Annotated in this window: 16 protein-coding genes; 11 read left to right on the top strand and 5 right to left on the bottom strand. The window is 71.2% G+C overall.

The features are described from left to right. Positions 1 to 140 precede the first annotated feature (140 nt). Both ACWGH4_RS14875 and ACWGH4_RS14870 read left to right on the top strand, forming a co-directional pair. Positions 141 to 1,010, top strand: a complete 870-nt coding sequence (locus ACWGH4_RS14875; RefSeq protein WP_441265060.1) for a Scr1 family TA system antitoxin-like transcriptional regulator — start codon at positions 141 to 143, stop codon at positions 1,008 to 1,010. 172 nt (positions 1,011 to 1,182) lie between these two features. Further along, positions 1,183 to 1,392 (top strand): DUF397 domain-containing protein, encoded by a 210-nt coding sequence (locus tag ACWGH4_RS14870; RefSeq protein ID WP_356618562.1) that lies wholly within the window; start codon positions 1,183 to 1,185, stop codon positions 1,390 to 1,392. A 139-nt stretch (positions 1,393 to 1,531) separates the two neighbouring features. On the opposite strand, the gene ACWGH4_RS14865 is transcribed toward ACWGH4_RS14870, so the two are convergent. Further along, positions 1,532 to 2,413 (bottom strand): hypothetical protein, encoded by an 882-nt coding sequence (locus ACWGH4_RS14865; protein WP_453460227.1) that lies wholly within the window; start codon positions 2,411 to 2,413, stop codon positions 1,532 to 1,534. An 81-nt stretch (positions 2,414 to 2,494) separates the two neighbouring features. On the opposite strand from ACWGH4_RS14865, the gene ACWGH4_RS14860 reads away from it, so the two are divergent. After that, a complete protein-coding gene (locus tag ACWGH4_RS14860) occupies positions 2,495 to 3,277 on the top strand; it encodes an SDR family oxidoreductase (RefSeq protein ID WP_453460224.1) in 783 nt (260 codons plus the stop codon). A 326-nt stretch (positions 3,278 to 3,603) separates the two neighbouring features. Next, a complete protein-coding gene (locus ACWGH4_RS14855) occupies positions 3,604 to 5,187 on the top strand; it encodes a sodium:solute symporter family protein (protein WP_453460221.1) in 1,584 nt (527 codons plus the stop codon). Positions 5,188 to 5,280: 93 nt separating this feature from the next. On the opposite strand, the gene ACWGH4_RS14850 is transcribed toward ACWGH4_RS14855, so the two are convergent. Together ACWGH4_RS14850 and ACWGH4_RS14845 are read right to left on the bottom strand one after the other, a co-directional pair. After that, positions 5,281 to 6,411, bottom strand: coding sequence for an ADP-ribosylglycohydrolase family protein (locus tag ACWGH4_RS14850; protein ID WP_441265065.1), 1,131 nt, complete (start codon positions 6,409 to 6,411; stop codon positions 5,281 to 5,283). Between the two features lie 406 nt (positions 6,412 to 6,817). Then, positions 6,818 to 9,412, bottom strand: coding sequence for a bifunctional FO biosynthesis protein CofGH (locus ACWGH4_RS14845; protein WP_453460218.1), 2,595 nt, complete (start codon positions 9,410 to 9,412; stop codon positions 6,818 to 6,820). 318 nt (positions 9,413 to 9,730) lie between these two features. On the opposite strand from ACWGH4_RS14845, the gene ACWGH4_RS14840 reads away from it, so the two are divergent. From ACWGH4_RS14840 to ACWGH4_RS14830, 3 genes are all read left to right on the top strand, one after another. Next, complete coding sequence (locus ACWGH4_RS14840) at positions 9,731 to 10,381, top strand: hypothetical protein (RefSeq protein ID WP_453460215.1); 651 nt, start codon at positions 9,731 to 9,733, stop codon at positions 10,379 to 10,381. Between the two features lie 97 nt (positions 10,382 to 10,478). Continuing rightward, on the top strand, positions 10,479 to 10,739 hold the full coding sequence (locus ACWGH4_RS14835) for a hypothetical protein (RefSeq protein WP_453460213.1): 261 nt from the start codon (positions 10,479 to 10,481) through the stop codon (positions 10,737 to 10,739). Positions 10,740 to 10,916: 177 nt separating this feature from the next. After that, positions 10,917 to 11,390, top strand: a complete 474-nt coding sequence (locus ACWGH4_RS14830; RefSeq protein ID WP_441265068.1) for a carboxymuconolactone decarboxylase family protein — start codon at positions 10,917 to 10,919, stop codon at positions 11,388 to 11,390. Positions 11,391 to 11,533: 143 nt separating this feature from the next. Here the strand turns inward: ACWGH4_RS14830 and ACWGH4_RS14825 are convergent, their stop codons facing one another. Beyond that, positions 11,534 to 11,983, bottom strand: a complete 450-nt coding sequence (locus tag ACWGH4_RS14825; protein ID WP_453460209.1) for an ATP-binding protein — start codon at positions 11,981 to 11,983, stop codon at positions 11,534 to 11,536. A gap of 137 nt (positions 11,984 to 12,120) precedes the next feature. Here ACWGH4_RS14825 and ACWGH4_RS14820 point away from each other — a divergent pair, with 137 nt between their 5' ends. The 3 genes from ACWGH4_RS14820 to ACWGH4_RS14810 all read left to right on the top strand — a co-directional run bounded on the left by ACWGH4_RS14820 (position 12,121) and on the right by ACWGH4_RS14810 (position 14,407). Continuing rightward, a complete protein-coding gene (locus tag ACWGH4_RS14820; protein ID WP_453460207.1) occupies positions 12,121 to 12,987 on the top strand; it encodes a helix-turn-helix domain-containing protein in 867 nt (288 codons plus the stop codon). Beyond that, a complete protein-coding gene (locus ACWGH4_RS14815) occupies positions 12,984 to 13,181 on the top strand; it encodes a DUF397 domain-containing protein (protein ID WP_453460204.1) in 198 nt (65 codons plus the stop codon). The genes ACWGH4_RS14820 and ACWGH4_RS14815 overlap by 4 nt, the downstream gene beginning before the upstream one ends. A gap of 332 nt (positions 13,182 to 13,513) precedes the next feature. Then, complete coding sequence (locus tag ACWGH4_RS14810; protein ID WP_453460201.1) at positions 13,514 to 14,407, top strand: helix-turn-helix domain-containing protein; 894 nt, start codon at positions 13,514 to 13,516, stop codon at positions 14,405 to 14,407. Positions 14,408 to 14,500: 93 nt separating this feature from the next. On the opposite strand, the gene ACWGH4_RS14805 is transcribed toward ACWGH4_RS14810, so the two are convergent. Next, positions 14,501 to 15,328, bottom strand: coding sequence for an LLM class F420-dependent oxidoreductase (locus ACWGH4_RS14805; RefSeq protein ID WP_453460198.1), 828 nt, complete (start codon positions 15,326 to 15,328; stop codon positions 14,501 to 14,503). A 247-nt stretch (positions 15,329 to 15,575) separates the two neighbouring features. Here ACWGH4_RS14805 and ACWGH4_RS14800 point away from each other — a divergent pair, with 247 nt between their 5' ends. Further along, positions 15,576 to 17,060 (top strand): CehA/McbA family metallohydrolase, encoded by a 1,485-nt coding sequence (locus tag ACWGH4_RS14800; protein WP_453460196.1) that lies wholly within the window; start codon positions 15,576 to 15,578, stop codon positions 17,058 to 17,060. Positions 17,061 to 17,106: the final 46 nt, after the last annotated feature.

Here is a 17,106-nt window from a genome sequence, read left to right as displayed (position 1 = left end):
GCCAGGAGGCTGCCCCGCGCGTTCGTATGTGCAGCCGCGGCGTTCGCGCGTGTAGCCATTTGGCAGCGCAGCGACCACCATTGGTGGCAATCTGCTCAGCAGTAGATACGCACAGCTACACAGTCGGAGGTGCAGTACCCGTGGCGTCCAACGTCAATCCCACCGTCAGGAGACGCCGATTGGGGCAGGAGCTGCGCCGGCTCCGGGAGCTGAAGGGCATGACGGCGGAGGAGGTCGCGGAGCGCCTGCTCGTCTCCCAGTCGAAGATCAGCCGTCTGGAGAACGGCCGTCGCTCCATCAGCCAGCGCGACGTACGCGATCTGTGCGGGGTCTACGAGGTGGAGGACCACCGGATCGTCGACTCGCTGATGCAGATGGCCAAGGACTCCCGCCAGCAGGGCTGGTGGCACGCCTTCGGCGACATCCCGTACAGCGTGTACATCGGTCTGGAGACCGACGCGGCCAGCCTGCGGGTGTACGAGCCGCAGGTCGTTCCCGGTCTGCTCCAGACGCGGCAGTACGCGGAGGCCCTCATCGCCGGTGCGCTGCCGGAGAGCGGCACCACCGACATCGAGAAGCGCGTCAGCGTCCGTCTGCGCCGCCAGGAGCGGATCAGGGACGCGGAGCACCCGCTGCGGATGTGGGCGGTGATCGACGAGGCGGCGCTGCGCCGGCAGGTCGGCGGCCGGCAGCTGATGCGCGAGCAGCTCGAGCACCTGGTGGAGCTGTCGCAGCAGCCCCACGTCACCGTGCAGGTCCTGCCGTTCGAGATGGGCGCGCACCCGGGCGTCAACGGTCAGTACGCGATCCTGGAGTTCCCGGACACCTCCGACTCGAGCGTCGTCTACATCGAGGGCGTGACCAGCGACCTGTACCTCGAGAAGGCCAACGACGTGCAGAAGTACAGCGTCATGTACGAGCACCTGCGCGCGCAGGCCCTGAACGTGGAGCAGACGCGTCAGTTCATCGCGTCGATCGCCAAGGAATACACGGAGGGAGACGCCGCCTGACCCAAGGCGGCGGAACGGTACACCAGAGGCACCATGTGACGGAAGAGTCGCATGGAATATGCCATCCGGTCGAGTGAACGCCCGTCTCGCGCCCCTCTGTCGGCGAGTAGCGTCGATCACGCCAGCAAGAACGTTGGCTCGGATCACACCACTTGCCGGAAGCGGAGCGAACATGGCAATCCTTCAGGGCGCGACGGAGAGCTGGACGAAGTCCTCTTACTCCACGGGAAACGGCGCTTGTGTCGAGGTCAAGTCCCCTGTAGTCCAGGCGATCTCGGTCCGGGACTCGAAAGTCCCCGCGGGCCCGACGATCACCTTCGTCCCCGAGTCGTGGAACGCGTTCGTGAATGAAGTGGGCGACGGCGCGTTCGATCTCGGCTGAGCGCGTCGCCGCCCGCGGTACGAGCACGCGAAGACACGAGCGACACCCCGCACAAGACAGTACCGAGAGCCCTCTCGACTGGATCGCCGTCCCGGCCGAGGGGGCTCGGCCGTACCCCGGACCGCGTCGGCAGCGTGCCTCAGCGCAGCTGGTCGACATAGCGGTCGGTCCCGGGGACGGTCGGCACGAAAGGCGCCACCAGCTCCACCCGCCCCAGCCCCGACTCCGCCACCGCCGTGTCCAGCCCGGCGAACGTGTCCTCCCACCGGTCCCTCGGGTCCTCCTCGAGGAACCACAGCAGCGTCAGCCGGCTGTCCACGCCCTCCACCTGCTTCACATAGGTCATCCGGTCCCCTGGCAGCGGTGTGGGCCGGAAGACCGTCACCATGGCGGCGCACGAGCCCGCCAGCCTCCTCGGCAGATGCTTCGCCCGCAGCCACCGCAGCAGTTCGGCCCGCCCGGCGGGGCCTTCGGCGTCGATGACCTCCAGCACCAGACCGGCGTACGGATGGTCCAGCGCGTGCAGGTCGCGCGGGCCCGCGGCGCCGTCGCGGTAGACGGTGGCCTCGTGGTCCTGGAAGGCCGTGAAGACGTGCGTCCGCCGCTGGTGGACGCGCCCGTCGCGGCCCAGGCGCTTGTTGATGGCGACGGTCCATCTCATGTGGTCGTCGTAGCGGCCCTCGGTGATCCAGTACGTCGAGAGGTAGCACCCGGCCGTCACCGGCTGCGCCACCGCCGACTTCTCCGGGTAGCGCAGCAGTTGCAGGTCCCGTGTCGCCACCCAGCGCCGGCCGGCGCTGATCCAGGGCATCGCCATCGCGCCCGCGTAGTAGTGGTCGTCCTCGTACCAGCGGTTGTACGCGTACTCGTGGCCCGGATGCGGCTCGACCATCGTGATCAGCGCGTGGCCGGGGCGCACCCCGTACGGGCCGACGGACGCCAGTTCCGCGTACATCTCGCTGCGCGTGTCCTCACCGCGAGTGCCGCGGTCGCCACCGTCGCCGGTCCTGTCCTCGCTCATGGCGCTCCCCTTCCTTCCTGGGCCGGACCGACCTACTCTGACGCTCCGTCAGATAATCCGCCAGCCTCGGGAGGCACCGGGATGCTGCTTCGGGACAAGGTCGTCGTCGTGTCGGGCGTGGGCGCCGGGCTCGGCCTCCAGGTCGCGGCGGCGGTCGTCGAGGAGGGTGGCAGCGCCGTACTGGGCGCGCGCACGGAGGCGCACCTCGCGAAGACGGCCGGCGGGATCGACCCCGGGGGCGCCCGTACCGCGTACCGGGCCACCGACATCACCGACGAGACCCAGTGCGAGGCGCTGGCCGCGCTCGCCGTGGAGCGCTTCGGGCGGATCGACGCCGTGGTGCACGTCGCCGCCCTGGACAGTTCCTTCGGCGGCCTCCAGGACGCCGACTTCGCCACCTGGCAGCGCATCCTGGACGTGAATCTCCTCGGCACGCTGCGGATGACGCGGGCGTGCCTGCCGGGACTGCGGGAGCGGGGAGGCTCCGTCGTGTTCATCGGCACGCAGTCGGCTCTCGCCGCACCCTCACAGGTGCGGCAGGCCGCGTACGCGGCGTCCAAGGGAGCGCTGACGTCCGCGATGTACTCGCTGGCCCGGGAACTCGGCCCCGACCGTGTCCGGGTGAACACCGTGCTGCCCGGCTGGATGTGGGGGCCGCCGGTGCGGGCGTACGTCCGGTTCACGTCCGACGCCGAGGGAGTGGCGGAGGACGAGGTGCTCCGGCGGCTCACCGAGCGGACGGCCCTGCCCGACCTGGCCACGGACCGGGACGTCGCCCAGGCGGCGGTCTTCCTCGCCTCCGACCGCGCCCGGTCGATCACCGGCCAGTCGCTGCTCGTCAACGCCGGTGAGCTGATGCGGTAGTTCGAGGACCGGTCGCCTCACCTCTTCCTGGCCGCACGGGACCCGCATCCCGTGCGGTCTCTTCTGTCTGTCGGACTCGACGAAGTGCCCGCTCATCGTGTGGCCCACGTCTCGTTCGCGACAACGCCCCTCAAGGTCAAGAACGAGTAAAAATCGTTCGCCTTACTGATCCTCGTTCACACTTATGACCGCCAGAGGCCTTGACCACCGCCCGCGGCAGCCTGTTCAATCCGGGAAGTCCCCAACTCCCGCATGGGGGCGCCGCTCAACGGACGCAAAGACGAAGCGCGCTCCTCGTTCACAAGGCGGACCCCTCTGGAGGGGACATGAACAGTCTCGACTGGGCCGTGCTCATCGGCTACTTCGGCGTGATGGTCGCGATCGGCGTCTGGTCCCACAAACGCGTGGACAACGTCAGCGACTTCTTCACCGCCGGCGGCAAGATGCCGTGGTGGCTGTCCGGCATCTCGCACCACATGTCGGGCTACAGCGCGGTGATGTTCACCGGCTACGCGGCCATCGCCTACACCTACGGCGTCACCTCGTACGTCACCTGGTCCTTCCCCATCGCGATCGGCATCGCGATCGGCGCCAAGGTGTTCGCGCCGCGGCTCAACCGGGTGCGGTCGCGACTGCACGTCGCCTCGCCGCTGGAATACCTCAAGAACCGCTACAACCTGCCGACGCAGCAGGCGCTCGCCTGGTCCGGCGTACTACTGAAGATCGTCGACGTGGGCGCGAAGTGGGCGGCCATCGCCACGCTCCTCTCCGTCTTCACCGGCGTCTCCCTCAACACGGGCATCCTGATCACCGGTGCGGTCACCGCCGTCTACTGCACCGTCGGCGGCCTGTGGGCCGATGCCCTCACCGAACTGGGCCAGTTCGTAATCCAGTTCATCGCCGGTATCGCGATGCTCATCGCCGTCATGGCCGAGCTCGGCGGCTTCAGCAGCCTGTGGACCGTGTGGGACGAGCCCGAGCTGAAGGGCCACGCCGAGCCGCTCGCGGGCCCGTACATGATGGTGTTCCTGATCGCCTATCTCTTCATCAAGACCTTCGAGTACAACGGCGGCATGTGGAACCAGGCCCAGCGCTACATGGCCACCGACTCCGCGAAGTCCGCACAGCGCTCCGGCATCCTGTCCGCGGTTCTGTGGCTCGTCTGGCCGGCCGTCCTGTTCTTCCCCATGTGGGTCGCCCCGCTGCTCATCGAGACCGACGTACCCGCCGACAGCTACGCGCTGATGGCCGAACAGCTGCTGCCGCACGGTCTGCTGGGCCTGGTCATCGTCGGGTTCTTCTCCCACACCATGGCCATGTGCTCCTCCGACGCCAACGCGATCGCCGCGGTCGTCACCCGCGACATCATGCCCGCGCTCTCCCGCAAGGCCCGGGAGTGGGACACCCGCGTCGGCCTGCTCGCCGCCCGCTGGGCCACACTGCTCTTCCTCGGCCTGTCGATGGCGATCGCGACGCAGGTCAACTCCCCGTTCTTCGGCGACATCATCACCGTCGTCATCAAGTGGGTCGCCGGACTCATGGGCCCGATCGCCATCCCGCTGATGCTGGGCCTGCTCCCCTGGTTCCGCAAGAGCGGACCCACCGCCGCCCTGCTCAGCTGGGGCGTCGGACTGCTCGCCTTCTGGCTGGTCAACTACCCGATCAGCTGGAGCGTCGAGGGCGGTGTGCCGCTGCAGTACCAGGTCTCGGTGCCGCTGGTCGTCTCCCTGGTCCTCTACATCGTGATCGGCTGGATCAAGCCCGAGGACACGCCGGAACGCGACGAGGTCCTCGCCAAGATCAACGGCGACGACGAGGGCGGCACCGGTACCGCCCGGCTGATCCCGTCGCCGGCCGCGGCCGGCGACGCGGACGTCAAGGTGCTCGGCCGCGAGGGCGCCGACAGCTGAGGCGCGCCTCTTCACCATGCACCGACCGTGCGAGGGCCCGGCTCCCGAGGAGGGGGGCCGGGCCCTCGTCGCTCCGGGAACGGGCGGAGCGGCTCAGGTCAGCTCGGCCGCCGCCCGCGGATACCGCTGGATCCAGCCCGGCGCGGTCACCGTGGGGCTGTGCAGTGCCGGGCCCTGGGTCATCTCCATCGCGAAGTCGTCCGCGAGCTCGAGCAGCGTCGGACGGCCCTCCAGTTCGCACAGCCAGGCCGGCGGCAGCGCGGTCTCCCCGTGCATCGCGCCCAGCAGCGCGCCGCACACCGTACCGGTCACCTCGGACGGGCCGTCGTGATTGACGGCGAGACGCAGTCCGTGCCGGATGTCCTCGCCGACGAGGGCGCAGTAGACGGCGATCGCGAGGGCGTCCTCCGCCTGCCTGGCGTCGCCGAGGGACGCGATCCGCGCAGGGCTCGGGATGCCCTGCCGCACGGCGCCGAGAGCCTGCTTGAGCGCGTCCGTGACCGGCTGGTGGCCCGGCCGGGACGCCAACTGCGCCAGCGCCCGCTGCACCGAGCCGTCCAGCGTCTCGCCGCGCGCCAGACCGTGCACGATGACGGCGAACGCGCCGGCGGACAGGTACGCGGTCGGATGCCCGTGCGTCTGCGCCGCGCACTCGACGGCGAGCTGGCACACCAGCTGCGGCTCCCAGCCGACCAGCAGCCCGAACGGCGCGGAACGCACCAGCGCGCCCGCGTCACGGGCGGCCGGGTTCTTGGGGGTCTGGAGCGTGCCCATGTTCGCGTCGCCGAGGCCGGTGACGGTGTCACGGGGCGGGTTGCGGCGGCTGTAGAGCCACTCCTCGCGGGCGAGCCAGCCGTTGTCCTTGCGCCGCTCGTCGGGGCCCCAGTCGCGTTGCGTGGCGGCCCATCTCAGATACGCGCGGTGGACGTCGGTGGGCGGGTGCCAGGCGCCGGTGTCACGGCGGACCTGGGCCCGTATCAGGCCGTCGACGGTGAAGAGCGTCAGCTGCGTGGCGGCCGTCACCGCGCCGCGGCGGCCGTTGACCGGCTCCAGGTCCGTCAGCCCGTCGGGGCCGTGGGCGGCGCGGATCTCCTCGATGGTGAGCCCACCGACGCCGGCGCCGAGCGCGTCGCCGATGGCACCGCCGAGCAGCGCGCCGCGCACCCTCGCGCGGAAGTCCTGCTGCTCGGCACGGCCCCACACGCCTGCGGCTGCTGCGCTCACCGCGCTCCTTCCCCGACGTCGAACGAACACTGCCCGGCCCAGCACTGTAATCGAACGGGAACGGCGTGCTCAGGGGGCGAGGACCGGTCCCGGCCGGGCCGTGCGCGGCTCGCACCGGTATGTCGCGGGACGAAGGCAGGCGCGGCGTACCGACCTGTATGCCCCGCCATGCCGGGCACCGGCGCGGGCGCGGCCTGCGGCCGGTTTCGCGCGGGGGCGCCCGCGGTCGGACCCGACCTCGGGCCGGTCCGCCGACGACCGGCCCGACCGGTCGGCGGTCCGCGGTGGTCCGCCCGCGGTCGGTCCGGTGGGCCGCCGGCCCGTGGTCGGTCCGGTGGGCCGCCGGCCCGTGGTCTGTCCGGTGGGCCGCTGGCCCGCGCTCGGTCCCGTGGGCCGTCCGCCGTGGTCAGTCCGGCAGCAGGGGCAGCAGCTCCGGCAGGTGCCCGTCGGAGGCGCTCGCCGCCTGCCGGCGCTCGGCCGGGACCTCCCCGTACAGCGTCGTACGCGGCCGGGACGGACGCCCCGCGGCCTCCGCGATGGCGGTCAGGTCACGCACGGAGCGGTACGAGCCGTAACCGGAGCCCGCCATACGGGAGATGGTCTCCTCCATCAGCGTGCCGCCGAGGTCGTTGGCCCCCGAGCGGAGCATCTCCGCCGCGCCCTCCGCCCCCAGCTTCACCCAGCTCGTCTGGATGTTGGTGATGTGCGGATGCAGGAGGATGCGGGCCATCGCCGTGACGGCGCGGTTGTCGCGGGTGGTCGGGCCGGGCCTGGCGATGCCCGCCAGGTACACGGGTGCGTTGGTGTGGATGAACGGCAGGGTCACGAACTCCGTGAAGCCGCCGGTCTCCTGCTGGATGCGGGCGAGCGTACGGAAGTGGCCGAGCCAGTGGCGGGGCTGGTCCACGTGCCCGTACATCATCGTGGACGAGGACCGGATGCCGAGCTCGTGCGCCGTCTTCACGACCTCGATCCAGGTCGCCGTCGGCAGCTTGCCCTTGGTGAGGACCCAGCGGACCTCGTCGTCGAGGATCTCGGCGGCGGTGCCGGGGATCGAGTCGAGGCCCGCCTCCTTCGCCGCAGTCAGCCACTCACGGACGGACATGTTGGTGCGGCTGGCCCCGTTGACGACCTCCATCGGCGAGAAGGCGTGCACGTGCATGCCGGGGACGCGTTCCTTGACGGCCCGCGCGATGTCGAAATACGCGGTGCCGGGCAGGTCGGGGTGGATGCCGCCCTGCATGCACACCTCGACCGCGCCGACGTCCCACGCCTGCTGCGCCCGGTCCGCGACCTGGCTCAGCGACAGGGTGTAGGCGTCGGCGTCGGTGCGCCGCTGGGCGAAGGCGCAGAAACGGCAGCCGGTGTAGCAGACGTTGGTGAAGTTGATGTTCCGCGTGACGATGTACGTGACGTCGTCACCGACGACCGACCTGCGGAGTTCGTCGGCGATGCGGGTGAGCGCGTCCAGGGCCGGCCCGTCGGCGTGCAGCAGGGCCAGGGCCTCGTCGTCCGTGAGCCTGGTGGGGTCGTCGGCGGCCGTGGCCAGTGCGGCCCTCACGTCGGTGTCGATGCGCTGCGGCACCATGCCGGGCGCGGCGGCCTCCCGCAGGGCGTCCCAGTCGCCGTAGACGGCGTCGAAGTCGTCACGCCGGTCGTGCGTACGGCCGTCGGTGTCGATGGTCCGGTGCAGATCGGTGCGCCCGGTGGCGGTGAAGCCCTCGTCGGGCTCCTGCCAGGGCAGCCCCGTGGGAAAGGCGTCGCTCTTCGCGAGGCCGGTCTCCGGGTCGGCGAGCGCCCGTACGTGCGGCAGCAGCCGCGGGTCGAGCCACGGCTCGCCGCGCTGCACGAACTCCGGGTAGACACACAGCCGTTCGCGGAGCTCGAAGCCTTCGGCCGCCGACTTCTCGGCGAGCTCGTCGATCCGGGGCCAGGGCCGCTCGGGATTGACGTGGTCGGGGGTGAGCGGGGACACGCCGCCCCAGTCGTCGATCCCGGCGCGGATCAGCCGCGCGAACTCCTCGTCCACGAGGTTCGGCGGTGCCTGGAGGCAGGCGGAGGGCCCCATGATGTGGCGCGCGACCGCGACGGTCGCGACCAGCTCGTCCAGCTCGGCGTCCGGCATGCCCCGCATGGCCGTGTCCGGCTTGGCGCGGAAGTTCTGAAGGATCAGCTCCTGGATGCCGTGGTACGCCCGCGAGACGCGGCGCAGCGCGAACAGCGACTCGGCGCGCTCCTCGTACGTCTCGCCGATCCCGATCAGCAGCCCGCTGGTGAACGGCACGTTCGTCCGTCCCGCGTCCTCGAGGACGCGGAGCCGGACGGCGGGCTCCTTGTCGGGCGACCCGTAATGCGGCCCGCCCGGCTCGCTCCACAGCCGGGTCGCCGTCGTCTCCAGCATCATGCCCATCGACGGCGCGACGGGCTTCAGCCGCTGGAAGTCGGTCCAGGACATCACCCCGGGATTGAGGTGCGGGAGCAGCCCGGTCTCCTCGAGAATCCGGATGGCCATGGCCCGCACGTACGCGATCGTGTCGTCGTACCCGTGCGCGTCGAGCCACTCGCGGGCCTCGGGCCAGCGGTCCTCCGGCTTGTCGCCGAGGGTGATCAGTGCTTCCTTGCAGCCCATTTCGGCGCCGCGCCGCGCGATGTCCAGCACCTCGTCGGGCGACATGAACATCCCGTGGCCGGCGCGGCGGAGCTTGCCGGGCACGGTCACGAAGGTGCAGTAGTGGCACTTGTCGCGGCACAGGCGGGTGAGCGGGATGAAGACGCTCTTCGAGTACGTGATGACCCCGGCCCGGCCGGCCGCCTCCAGCCCCGCGTCCCGGACCCTCGCCGCGGAGGCCGCAAGGTCCTCCAGGTCCTCACCGCGCGCCTGCAACAGCACGGCGGCCTCCGCGACATCGAGCGCGACCCCGTCCCTGGCCCGCTTGAGCGCCCGGCGCATCGCGTTCTCTGTCGGCCGTGCCGGATGGGGTCCGCCCTGGTGATCGGTCATGCGTCGAGCATACGAGCGGGGTGGGTCGGGTCCATGACGTCGGCGACATGCGTCCCGTATGCGTCGATTTGCCACCGGATCTCCGTCGCATGGTGGGCCCGGGCCGCGCAGCCCTGGACGAACTCGCGCCCGCACTGCTCAGGTTCGCGGTCGCGGGAGGATTCCCGGGGACGTCGTCCGTACAGCGATCTCCGTGCACGTGCGGAACAGCATCCTGTCCCGCTCCTACGGCGCCCGGTCGGCTGAGTAGTCGTGCTCATCCGACTTGAGTCGGTTGACGGGTACGGCCGTGCCGGGCCTCCTCGTAGCGTCGTACCCGTGACCGAAGACCTCGCGCAGCCCCGCACCAGCACGTCCGCCGCCAAGTGGCTCGGCATCGCCCTGGCGACGATCGTCGGCATCCCCGTACTGCTGATCCTTGCCGTACTGGTGACGTACGGCGTGCAGCGCGCGACCCCCGAGGACTATCCGAAGGTCGCGCCGCAGACCATGGTGGACCGGGCGGGCGCCCGGTCCCAGGAGTCGTACGACGTCCTCGGCTTCGACGCGCAGATCCCGCCGGGCGAGTTCAACTCCCTGTCGTCCGGCTACTGCTACCCGGACGGCCTGGAGAGCGTGGCCGACGAGCACGTCGACAACGCCTACGCCCTCTCCCACGAGTGGCAACTCACCGACGTCACGGAGTCGGAGGCGCTCCCCGCCATGCGCCGTCTGCGCGACCACCTGAAGGCGGACGGCTGGGACATCGTCTCGTTCGACTCCACACCGTCGGGCGACAACTGGACGCTCCGGACGGAGCGCGACGGCGACGGCCGCCAGGTCTACGAGTGGTACGCGGACGGCGGCCGCTTCCACGGGGGCGTGCACGCGGAGTGCGCCTACGACCCGACCCCGCCGACGGACCCGTACGCGAGCCCGGACGACGCGACGGGCCTGTCGGCCCCGGCACTGCGACCGGCGTCGCGCTGACGGCCGGTGTCCCATGTGATGATTGTTTGCCCGCAATGGCGAGACGCCTCAAAGGACACGTGGCAGCCGACTGGCCACTCGTCTACGGAGGGCCGACATGACACTTCGCAATCACCAAGAACTCGATGTCACAGTGACCGCTGTGGCCCCCATAGGGGCACAAGTGGAACGGAGCGGAGTGCGCGGTTTTATCGACCGGGTGAAGCATCCATCCTGGTGGGACACGAGCATCGCCACTCCCCAGATCGGCGACGAGATCCATGTCGTCGTTCTCGACTCCGACCGGGAGCCTCCTCGGCTCAGCGCACTGGAGCGAGACATCGACATTGCGCGGCGGCTGCGGCGCACCGGCACCTGAGAGCCGTAGGGGTAGGCGCTGCGGCCCGCGCATCCTCGCCCTGCCGTCCGGAAACCTCGTCGGCCGGCGGGTCGGCCCCAGCCGTGCGTGACGCGGGTCACATCCAGACGTGTCACATCCTCGCCCGGTCGTTCCGTCGGAGAGGTGTAACCATCGGCAACGGCACAGGAGCTCACCATGGACGCCCGCTTGAACCTCTTCGCCAACCCGACCGCCCTCCAGTTCATCAAGCACCTCAACGCCGCGGGCAAGGTCGTCTCGGACTCGACGCTGCCCCACGCGACGCAGGAGCTGGTGAAGCTCCGCGCCAGCCAGATCAACGGCTGCGGCTTCTGCACCGACATGCACTCCAAGGACGCCGCGCACGCCGGGGAGACCTCGGTCCGCCTCAATCTGGTCGCGGCCTGGCGTGAGGCCACCGTGTTCACCGACGCCGAGCGTGCCGCCCTGGAGCTGACCGAGCAGGGCACCCGCATCGCCGACGCGGCCGGTGGCGTCACCGACGAGGCCTGGGCGAACGCCGCCAAGTTCTACGACGAGGAGCAACTCACCGCCCTGGTCTGCCTCATCGCCCTCATCAACACCTACAACCGCGCGAACGTGATCGTCCAGCAGCCCGCCGGCAGCTACCAGCCCGGCCAGTTCGGCTGACGACCAGCACACGGCCGGGACCGGCCGGTGCCGTCCCGCAGGAGAAGCAGCACCACCCGCCCCGGGCCGCCTCGTCGCAGCCCGGGGCGGACTTCGTCCGGGCCGCCGGCACGCCCGGCCCCGCTTCCGAAGGCGATCCCGATTCAGCCGGGCGTGGCCGGACCCGCTGCGTCGCGGGCTGCGACGGTCGCCCAGACCGTCTTGCCCACGCGGCGCGGCATGACACCCCGCGCGTCCGCCAGGGCCACGACCAGCAGCAGGCCGCGCCCCGATTCGGCGTCGGGGGCCGCCGGCTCCGGCAGGGACGGGAGGCGCTCGGAGCGGGTGTCGGAGACCTCGATGCGCAGGGTGCCCGGCTCCGACAGCAGCAGGCGCAGCTCGAAGTCGCGGCCCGGCACCTGCCCGTGTGTCGCCGCGTTCGCGGCCAGTTCGGCGACGATGTGGCCCACCGCCTCCGACGTCTCCGTGCCGTAGCCGTAACCCCAGTCCTCGAGCTGGTGCAGCGCCAGACGGCGAGCGAGGCGAGCACCGCGGCGGGTGGCAGTGAAGCGCTGGACGAACTCAGCCTTGCAGGTGGTCGTTTCCGTATTCACGTCACCGAGCGTGTCCGCCCCTGCCTACCCTGACCAGGGGTTGCCGGTCGACGGGGCGCAGTTGTGCGGGTGCGGGTGCCGTCGTGTACGGGTCGTCGGGAGTGACCCGACGGCGGCGAGCGAGAGGCAGGTCGGGCATGGCGGACGCGGATCGCGACGAGCGGCCGGATCGGCCGGCCGAGGTGGACGGAACGACACACCTCTTCCGTGCCCTCGGGAAGCAGATCAAGGTGCTGCGTGAGGCCGCCGGGCTGAGCCAGAAGGAGCTGGGCGCGGCGACACACTGCGGGGAGGCGCTGATCTCCGCGATGGAGCGCGGCGTCCGGACGCCGCAGCCCGACTTCCTGGAGCGCGCGGACGACTTGCTGGACGCGCGGGGCGTGCTGAGGGCAGCGGTGCCGGACGTGCGGGAGGCACAGACCAAGGCGCGGACCCGGCACCCGGAGTGGTACCGGAACTACGCCAAGCTGGAGGCCGGAGCAGTAGAACTGCACGACTACAGCAATCAGGTCGTTCACGGCCTTCTGCAGACCGAGGACTACGCGCGGGCCATCTTCTCCCAACGTCGGCCGCTGCTCGATGAGGAGACCATCGCGATTCGCGTCGTCGACCGACTGGCACGGCAGCAGCTCTTCGAGCGGTGGCCGGCGCCCACGTGCAGTTTCATTGTGGAGGAAGCGGCGCTCCAGCGTCCGATCGGTGGCCGGACGGTCCATGAGGCCCAGTTGCGCCAGCTCCTCCGGGTGGGGCGGATGCGGACCGTGGAACTACAGGTCATGCCGACGAACCGCGAGGAACACCCCAACGTCGACGGCGTGTTCACCCTGCTCACGGCTGAGACGCGCCAGCAGGTCGCGTACACGGAGGTGCAGGGGTACCCCCGGCTGATCACTGATGCGGAGCAGGTCAGGCTCATCACCGCCCGCTATGGCATCCTTCGGTCTCAGGCCCTCAACGCGCGGGAATCCCTGGCCCTGATCGAGAAGATGCTGGGAGAGCGATGAACACCGAGCAGCAGCTCCACTGGTTCAAGAGCAGCTACAGCGGGGGTGAGGGAGGGTCCTGCGTCGAGATCGCTGACGGTCGCGGCACCGTCCACGTCCGCGATTCCAAGGATCCGGCCGGACCCCGGCTCGCCGTGCGCGCCTCCGCCTGGGCCGACTTCGTCGCGTTCACCGGGGCTGCTCCCACGCCCTGAGGGGCCGAAGCGCACCGACGGCGGAACACGCGCCCCGGCTGGGGGCGATTTGTCACGGTAGGGCCGGATCGGGGTTTCCCGGTCCCGGTTCTCCTGGACCTCGACGTGCCCGCTTCAAAAGCTTTAAGAACCAGGGAAAGAACCCTCCCCACCCCAACCTCACCCCCGCTCACTCGGACGGGTGACGCACCCCAACTCGAGTGGCGCATATGCCATGACGCGGTGCAAGCTCAGGCTCGACAACAGAACACGACCGCAGAAATGCGGCGGCCCCCGGCCGGGACTGGCATCCCGATCGAGGGCCTCACCAACGAGGAAGAGAACGCTTCCCCATGGCTGTACCGCAGCTTAACGCGCCCCTGTGCGCGTCGCCGCCCGTTCCCTCGGTCGGCATCCGGCACATCAATCTGCCGCACAACGAACGCTTCGTCGTGGTCGGCAATCACCTCGCCCAGCACGACCGTCTCTCGCTGACCGCGATCGGGCTGTCCGTGCACATCCAGTCGCTGCGCACCGGGACGAGGATCTCGGTCAAGAAGCTCGCCGAGCGGTTCCCCGAGGGCGAGGACCGCATCTCGGACGCGCTCAACGAGCTGGAGCGGTACGGGTATCTGCGGCGCACGCGGGTGCGGCTGCCGTCCGGGCAGCTGATCACGACGACCGAGTCGTTCAACAACCCGCCCGCGATGCGGGTCCGTGTGCCGGGGCAGGCCGGGCCCGTCGCCCGACGGGAAGCGCCACCACCTTCCGTCGAGCCGCCGGTGCCGAACCCGGTCGTCGGACCGGAGCCCGTACCCCTGCGACAGCAGGACGGTCCACGACCCCGGCCGACGACCGATCACCCGAAGCCGACGCCCCCGCGTCCCGTCCCCGCCGCGCTCCTCGCGGACCTGCGGCGGCACGATCCCCGGCTGCTGCTCTCGGAGCGGGATATCGGCCGCCTGGCCCCGGCCGTGGACGCCTGGCTCGAGCGCGGCGTCGCGCCCGACGCGGTACGGCGGACGCTGACGGCCGCGCTGCCCGCCGGCGACCTGCACCGCCCGGCGGGTCTGCTCCGGCACCGGCTGACGGAGCTACTGCCGCCGCCGCTCCCGGCCGTCCCGCCCTCCGCACGTCGCCCGGACCCGTTCCAGACGTGCGACGCCTGCGACCTCGCGTTCCGCGCGCCCGAGCCGGGCCTGTGCGGCGGCTGCGCCCACGCAGCAGTCGACCTGACCGCAGCTTGACCGCAGCACGACGTGCCCTGATCGCTTTACCCCTCCGCAGCCCGAAGTCGCACCCGGCAGTCGAGCGTGCAGGGCCAGCCCTGTCCGGCCTCGCTACAGATACTGCGCGTACTCGTCCAGCGCCCGCAGGACCTCCGGCTCGGCCGCCGGCGGGAGCTGGAGGACGACCTCCTCCACGCCCAGCTCCGCGTAGTGCGCCAGCTTCCCCGCGGAGGGGCGAACCGCGTACGGGACGACCTGGAGCGTCTTCGGGTCGCGGCCCGCCGCCTCCCAGGCCGAGCGGAGCTGCGGCATCGTCTCCGTGAGGCCCCGGCCGCCGATCGGGAGCCAGCCGTCCGCGTACTCCGTGATGTGGGAGAAGAGCTTCGGACCCGCCGCGCCGCCGACCAGGATGCGCGGGGCGCCACCGGCCGGTTTGGGGAAGGCCGACGAAGGGCGGACCGAGCTGAACTCACCCTTGTAAGGGGTCGGCTCGGGCGCCCACAGCGCCCGCATCAGGCGCATCCGGTCCAGCGCGAGTTCGCGGCGCGTCGACCACTCGACCCCGTGGTCCGCCGCCTCCTCCTTGTTCCAGCCGAAGCCCACGCCCAGTGTGAAGCGGCCGCCGGAGACATGGTCCAGGGTCGCGATCTGCTTCGCCAGGTCGATCGGATCGTGCTGCGCGACCAGGGTGATGCCCGTGCCGAGGGCCAGCGTCGACGTCACCGCCGCGGCCTGCGCGAGCGCCACGAAGGGGTCCAGCGTGCGTCCGTACTCGCGGGGCAGCTCGCCGCCCGCGGGGTAGCCGGTGGTCCGCTCCACCGGGATGTGGGTGTGCTCGGGAACGTAGAGGCCGGCGAAGCCCCGCTGCTCCAGCTCGCGGGCCAGCCGCACCGGGCTGATCGTCTCGTCGGTCAGGAAGATGGTGGTCGAGATCCGCATGCGCCCAACGTATGCCGTCAGGGCCCGCACCGTCTCCGGTCATGACCGCGCCGTCCGTCGACCCCCTTCCCTTGGCCGCTCGTTCACGGCTGAATACCAGGGTTCGACCGCGAGGCCGCAAGCTGCATCACTCCTGTCCTTCTCGACACCCTGGGGAGCAGACGGCATGTGCAACGAGGAAGCGAACGACGAAGTACCAGCGGGACACGCAGCGCACGCAGAACACGCCGGACACGCAGGACACGCCATGGCGCGGCGCGGGCTGCTCGTGACCGGGGCCGCCGCCGCGCTTACGTTGGGGACCGTGAGCTTCGCGAGCGCCGCGCCGCGCGACGGCGGCCGGCGGACGGAGGTCGTACGCGGCACGCTGCCGCCGGGCTCCCCCGACTACGTCTACCTGCCGGTCGAAGTGCCGCGCGGGGTGCGGGAGATCCGCGTCTCGTACCGGTACGAGCGACCGGCGCAGCCGGCCGGGACGGCCGGCAACGCGCTGGACATCGGCGTCTTCGACGAGCGCGGCACCGCCCTCGGCGGTGCCGGTTTCCGCGGCTGGTCGGGCGGCGCCCGGACGGAGTTCTTCATCCGCGCGGACGAGGCGACCCCCGGCTACATCCCCGGCCCGGTCCGCCCCGGCACCTGGCACGTCGCGCTGGGCCCGTACACGGTCGCGCCGCAGGGCCTCCCGTACGAGGTGAGCGTCACGCTGACGTACGGCGAGCCTGCCCCTGCCACGGAGGTGGTCCACCCGCCCGAGCGGGCCAAGGGCCGCGGGCGTGCCTGGTACCGCGGCGACTGCCATCTCCACTCCTGGTACTCGGACGGCAGGCGCACTCCCGCCGAGATCGCCGCCCTCGCCCGCGCCGCCGGGCTGGACTTCATCAATTCGTCCGAGCACAACACCCACTCCGCGCACGCCCACTGGGCGGCGGAGGCCGGGGACGATCTGCTGATCCTTCTCGGGGAGGAGGTCACGACCCGCAACGGGCACGTGGTGGCGCTCGGTACCGATCCCGGCACGTTCATCGACTGGCGCTACCGTGCCCGCGACAACCGCTTCGGGCACTACGCCCGCGAGATCCGCCGGGCCGGCGGGCTGGTGGTCCCCGCCCATCCGCACGCCACCTGCATCGGCTGCAACTGGAAGTTCGGCTTCGGGGAGGCCGACGCGGTGGAGGTCTGGAACGGGCCCTACACGCCCGACGACGAGGTGTCGCTCGCCGACTGGGACAGCACGCTCGCGCTCGCCGCCCGTACCGGCAAGCGGTGGACCCCCGCCATGGGCAGCAGCGACGCGCACCGCGACCCCGACCCGGTCGGCACACCACAGACCGTCGTCCTCGCCGACGACCTGACCCGCGAGGCGATCCTCGACGGGATCAGGGCCGGACGCAGTTACGTCGCGGAGTCCAAGGACGTCTCGCTCGCCTTCTCCGCGGCCGGCGGGCGCGGCCGGCACGCGGGCATCGGCGAGCGGCTCCCCGTGGACGACCGGGATCCGGTGACGGTACGGCTGGAGGTCGAGGGCGCGCCCGGCTGCACCGTCCGGTTCGTCACCGACCAGGGGGTGCTGCACTCGGCGGCGCTCCCGCCGGACGGGTCCGGGACGGTGGAGTGGCGCACGACCGCGCGGTACGCCACCTACGTACGCGCCGAGGTGCGTCACGCGCCCGTGATGCCGCCGATGCCGGGGGCGCTCGCCGCGTTCACCAACCCCGTTTTCCTGGGCGGTTGAGCCTGCGCAGGGCGATGTGACGTCCGGGCCGCCGGCGGTGCGGGCG

This window comes from Streptomyces sp. NPDC054847 (genome assembly GCF_053610925.1).
Note: the sequence above shows the minus strand (reverse complement) of the source record. Positions and strands in the feature narration are given on the sequence as shown.

What these genes read in the sequence shown, in the direction of transcription:
- ACWGH4_RS14835 (WP_453460213.1), top strand. Translation starts at nt 10,479, where the DNA reads ATGACACTTCGCAATCACCAAGAACTCGATGTCACAGTGACCGCTGTG.
- ACWGH4_RS14860 (WP_453460224.1), top strand. Translation starts at nt 2,495, where the DNA reads ATGCTGCTTCGGGACAAGGTCGTCGTCGTGTCGGGCGTGGGCGCCGGG.
- ACWGH4_RS14800 (WP_453460196.1), top strand. Translation starts at nt 15,576, where the DNA reads ATGGCGCGGCGCGGGCTGCTCGTGACCGGGGCCGCCGCCGCGCTTACG.
- ACWGH4_RS14870 (WP_356618562.1), top strand. Translation starts at nt 1,183, where the DNA reads ATGGCAATCCTTCAGGGCGCGACGGAGAGCTGGACGAAGTCCTCTTAC.
- ACWGH4_RS14830 (WP_441265068.1), top strand. Translation starts at nt 10,917, where the DNA reads ATGGACGCCCGCTTGAACCTCTTCGCCAACCCGACCGCCCTCCAGTTC.
- ACWGH4_RS14820 (WP_453460207.1), top strand. Translation starts at nt 12,121, where the DNA reads ATGGCGGACGCGGATCGCGACGAGCGGCCGGATCGGCCGGCCGAGGTG.
- ACWGH4_RS14855 (WP_453460221.1), top strand. Translation starts at nt 3,604, where the DNA reads ATGAACAGTCTCGACTGGGCCGTGCTCATCGGCTACTTCGGCGTGATG.
- ACWGH4_RS14810 (WP_453460201.1), top strand. Translation starts at nt 13,514, where the DNA reads ATGGCTGTACCGCAGCTTAACGCGCCCCTGTGCGCGTCGCCGCCCGTT.
- ACWGH4_RS14805 (WP_453460198.1), bottom strand. Translation starts at nt 15,328, where the DNA reads ATGCGGATCTCGACCACCATCTTCCTGACCGACGAGACGATCAGCCCG.
- ACWGH4_RS14865 (WP_453460227.1), bottom strand. Translation starts at nt 2,413, where the DNA reads ATGAGCGAGGACAGGACCGGCGACGGTGGCGACCGCGGCACTCGCGGT.
- ACWGH4_RS14845 (WP_453460218.1), bottom strand. Translation starts at nt 9,412, where the DNA reads ATGACCGATCACCAGGGCGGACCCCATCCGGCACGGCCGACAGAGAAC.
- ACWGH4_RS14815 (WP_453460204.1), top strand. Translation starts at nt 12,984, where the DNA reads ATGAACACCGAGCAGCAGCTCCACTGGTTCAAGAGCAGCTACAGCGGG.